2 protein-coding genes are annotated in these 4,405 nt (G+C 75.6%); both read right to left on the reverse strand.

Going from position 1 to position 4,405, the window contains the following annotated elements; all coding sequences use genetic code 11:
• Positions 1 to 2,504: ATP-dependent helicase (locus BG452_RS30550; protein ID WP_188307595.1), on the reverse strand; the 2,504-nt coding region annotated here is incomplete at its 3' end.
• An 83-nt stretch (positions 2,505 to 2,587) separates the two neighbouring features.
• The coding region (locus BG452_RS30555) for a UrvD/REP family ATP-dependent DNA helicase (RefSeq protein ID WP_188307596.1) at positions 2,588 to 4,405 on the reverse strand (1,818 nt) is incomplete at its 5' end.

A 4,405-nucleotide genomic window follows, 5' to 3' on the forward strand; every position in this document is an offset into this window, starting at 1 on the left:
GACGCCGGGTCCGCCCGCACCGCGCCGGCGATCCCGGCGCGCACCACTTCGGCGACCCGGCGGCGGGCGTGCTGGGCGGCCGGGTCCAGCGGCAGCGGCCAGGGGCGCTCGACGGCGGCGGCCAGCGCCGGGTTCTCGGCGCCCTTCTCCGGCTGCTCGGCCCAGTGCTCGACCTCGCCGGCGCCGGGCTGCTCGCAGTGCGCGCGCAGCTGCTCCAGGAAGGCGGACGGCCCGCGGACGGTCTTCTGGCTCGGCCCCCACCAGTGCCCGGAGGCCAGCAGCAGGGACTTCGGCCGGGTGAACGCCACGTAGCCCAGGCGCAACTCCTCGGTGCCGGAGTGCTCGGCCAGCTCCTTCTTGAAGGCGGCCATCGACTTGGCCGTCCAGCCGCCCCGCACGTCGGGCAGGGTCGCGCGGTCGCCGCGCAGGGCGTGCGGGAGCACGCGCTTGGTGCTGGTCCAGCGTTCACGCGGGGAGCCGGACGGGAACGCGCCCTTCACCAGGCCGGGGACGGCCACCACGTCCCACTCCAGGCCCTTGGACTTGTGCGCGGTGAGCACCTTCACGGTGTCCTCGCCGCCGGGCAGGCTGCTGTCCAGTCCGCGCTCGTACTCCTGGGCGGCGCGCAGGAAACCGAGGAAGGCGGCCAGGCCCGGGTCGCCGTCCAGGTCGGCGAAGGAGGCGGCGACGTCCAGGAAGGCGTGCAGGGTCTCCCGCCGCCGGGCGGCCAGCGCCTGCGGGGAGGCCGCGAGTTCGACCTCCAGGCCGGTGGCGGTCAGCACCCGGTGCAGCACGTCCATCAGCGGGTCGGCGAGCGCGCGGCGCAGCTCGCGCAGTTCGGTGGCGAGGCGGGCGAAGCGCACCCTGGCCTCGGCGGAGAACGGCAGGTCGTCGGGCTGGTCCGACTGGAGGAAGGTCTCGACCGCGTCGGCCAGCGAGACCACCTCGGTCGGGTCGGCCTCGGCGACGGCCGCGGCCAGCGCCTCGACGCCCTCGGGCCGCTCGGTGCGCACCAGTTCGGCGGCGCGGCGGCCGAGCAGGGCGAGGTCGCGCGGGCCGATCCGCCAGCGCGGGCCGATCAGCAGCCGCACCAGGGCGGCGTTGGCGGTCGGGTCCTGGAGCACCTCGCAGACGGCCACCAGGTCGGCCACCTCGGGCAGTTGCAGCAGCCCGCCGAGGCCCACCACCTCGACCGGCACCTCGCGGGCGACGAGCGCGGCGTGGATGTCGGGGAAGGCCGCGCCGCCGCGGCACAGCACGGCGATCCGGCCGGGCGCGGTGCCGGTGCGCACCAGGTGGGCGATGGAGTCGGCGAGCCAGTCGACCTCCTCGGCGTGGGTGGGCAGCAGCGCGGCCCGCACGGAGCCGTCCAGTTCGGCGCCGGGGGCCGGGCGCAGCGCCTCGACGCCCTCGTGCAGGGCGCGCAGCGGGGCGGCGAGTTCGTTGGCGAAGGCGAGCAGCCGGCCGCCGCTGCGGCGGTTCTCGCTGAGCGCGTAGCGGTCGGCGGGGCGGCCGTCGGCCTGGGGGAAGTGCCGGGGGAAGTCGTCGAGGTTGGCGACGGAGGCGCCGCGCCAGCCGTAGATGGCCTGGCAGGGGTCGCCGACGGCGGTCACCGGGTGGCCCCCGCCCTTGCCGTCGGGGCCGCCGCCGAAGAGTCCGGCGAGCATCAGGCGCTGGGCGACGGAGGTGTCCTGGTACTCGTCCAGCAGGACGACCCTGAACTGGCCGCGGAGCAGTTCGCCGACCTCGGGGCGCTGCTGGGCGAGACGGGCGGCGGCGGCTATCTGGTCGCCGAAGTCCATCAGCCCGGCGCCCTGCTTGCGGCGGCGGTAGTCCTCGACCAGGCGCAGCAGTTCCAGCCGGGCGCGGGCGGTGGCGGGGACGGCCCGCAGGTCGTCGTTGCTCAGCTTGACGGTGGCGAGGGTGTCGAGCAGTTCCTCGTCGTACGCGCGCAGCGTGGCGGGCTCGACCAGGTGCTCGGCGAGTTCGCCGTCCAGGGCGGTGAGGTCGGCGACGAGGTTGGCGAAGGTGCCGGTGAGGGCGGGGAAGGGGCCGCGGGCGGTGCGCAGCACCTTGGCGGCGAGCTGGAAGCGGGTGGCGTCGGCGAGCAGCCGGACGTCGGGTTCGATGCCGATCCGCAGGCCGTGTTCCTTGAGCAGCCGGCCGGCGAAGGCGTGGTAGGTGGAGATCTCGGGTTCGCCGAGCGGTTCGGCCTCGTCCCGGTCGGTGACGCCGGCCCGGAGCAGGGCGGTGCGGACGCGGTCGGCGAGTTCGCCGGCGGCCTTGTTGGTGAAGGTGAGGCCGAGCACCTCCTCGGGCCGTACGGCGCCGGAGCCGACCAGCCAGACGACCCGGGCGGCCATCACGGTGGTCTTGCCGGAGCCTGCGCCGGCCACGATCACGGCCGGGGCGAGCGGGGCGCCGATGGCGGCCATCTGTTCCCGGTTGAACGGGATGCCCAGCAGCTCCTTGAGCTGGTCGGGATGGCTGAGCACGGCGGTCACCCCGCAACCGTAACCGGAGCGACGGACAAGCTTCACTTCACGAGCGGGCGCTCAGAGCACCCGCCCCGAGCCGAAGGGCGCGCTCAGAGCAGCTGCGCCCCGTCGCGCTGGGCGGAGCAGCTGCGGCGGAAGGAGCAGCGGTCGCAGCCGCCGCCGGTCTGCGGGACGAAGCGTTCGGCGAGGACCTTGCCGGCGGCCTCGGCGAGCAGGTCCTCGATCCACGGGTCGCCCTCGGGCGGTTCCTGCCGCTGCACCTTGGGGGCGTCCGGGTCGGCCTTGGCGGCGGCCTCGCGCAGGTGGACGAGTTCGGCGCCGCCGGTGGCCGGGGGGTGTTCGGTGAAGCCGGGCAGTTCGTTGAGGGCGCCGGCCCGGACGGCGAGCTGGTAGACGGCGAGCTGCTTGTGCTCGGGCATGGACTTGTCGGTGGGGATCTGCTTGCCGGTCTTGAAGTCGACCACGTAGGCGCGTCCGGCGTGGTCCTTCTCGACCCGGTCCATCGAGCCGCGGATGCGCACCGAGACGCCGCCGACGTCGAGGGTGACGTCGAAGCCGTGCTCGGTGGCGACCAGGTCGCGGCCGCGTTCCAGGACGTGCCAGTTGAGGAAGCGTTCCAGGGCGGAGCGGGCCTCGGTCTTCTCCTGCTGGGACTTCCAGGGGGCGTCGAAGGCGAGGGCGTCCCAGACGGTGTCCAGGCGGGCCATCAGGACGGCGAGGTCGGCGGGGGTGCGGCCGGAGCCGACCTCGTCGGCGAGGGCGTGCACCACGTTGCCGAAGCCCTGGGCGGCGCTGCCGGCGCTGCGGGCCTTGACCTCCTTGTCCAGGAACCACTGCAGTGAGCAGTTCTCCAGTTGTTCCAGGCCGCTGCCGGACAGCCGTACGGGCGCGTCGGCGCTGCGCAGCGGCTCGGGGGCGGCGGTGGCTTCGTCCAGGCCCCACCAGCGGTCGGGGTGGGCGGCGGGCACCAGCGGCAGCCCGTCCTCGTCGGAGGCGGCGGCGAGGACGGCGAGGCGTTCGGCGGCGGCGCGGCGCAGTTCGGGCGAGCGGGTGGGGTCGACGGTGACGGCGCGCAGTTCGGCGACGAGGGCGGCCACCGACAGCGGCCGGCGCGGGCGGTGGGTGACGTCCTCGACGGTGACGGGAGGGGTGCGGCGCACGACGCGGCCGGTCCTGGGGTCGACGTCCTCGCGGTAGAGCTCGCGCAGGAAGCGGGAGGGTTCGTCGCCGTCGTCGGCGGGCGCCTTGACGGCGGTGACGATCAGCCGTTCCTTGGCGCGGGTGGCGGCGACGTAGAAGAGCCGGCGTTCCTCGCCGAGCAGGGCGGCCGGGGAGAGCGGTTCGGCGAGGCCGTCGCGGCCGATCCGGTCGGCTTCCAGTAGGGAGCCGCGGCGGCGCAGGTCGGGCCAGAGGCCGTCCTGGACGCCGGCGACGACGACCAGGCGCCATTCCAGGCCCTTGGAGCGGTGGGCGGTCATCAGCCGTACGGCCTCGGGGCGGACGGTGCGGACGGTGAGGGTGTCGGCGGCGATGTCCTGGGCTTCGAGTTCGGCGAGCAGGTCGAGGGCGCTGCGGTGGCCGGTGACCTGTTCCTCGGCGCGGGCGGCGGTCTCGAACAGGGCGCACAGCGCGTCCAGGTCGCGGTCGGCGTTGCGGCCGGCGGCGCCGCCGCGCAGGGCGGCCCGTTCGAGGCGTTCGCGCCAGCGGCGGCTGCCGTCCCACAGTTCCCACAGGGCTTCCTCGGCGGTGCAGCCGCCGGCCAGCTGTTCACGGACCTTGCGCAGCAGGGTGCCGAGGTCGCGGGCGCGGCGGGCGGTGGCCGGGTCGAGGGCGATCAGCCGCTCGGGTTCGGCGAGGGCCTCGCGGATCAGTTCGCCGGCCGGGCGCGGGGCGGCGGCGGGGCGGCC

The organism is Streptomyces sp. CBMA123 (genome assembly GCF_014596465.1).
Classification (GTDB): domain Bacteria; phylum Actinomycetota; class Actinomycetes; order Streptomycetales; family Streptomycetaceae; genus Kitasatospora.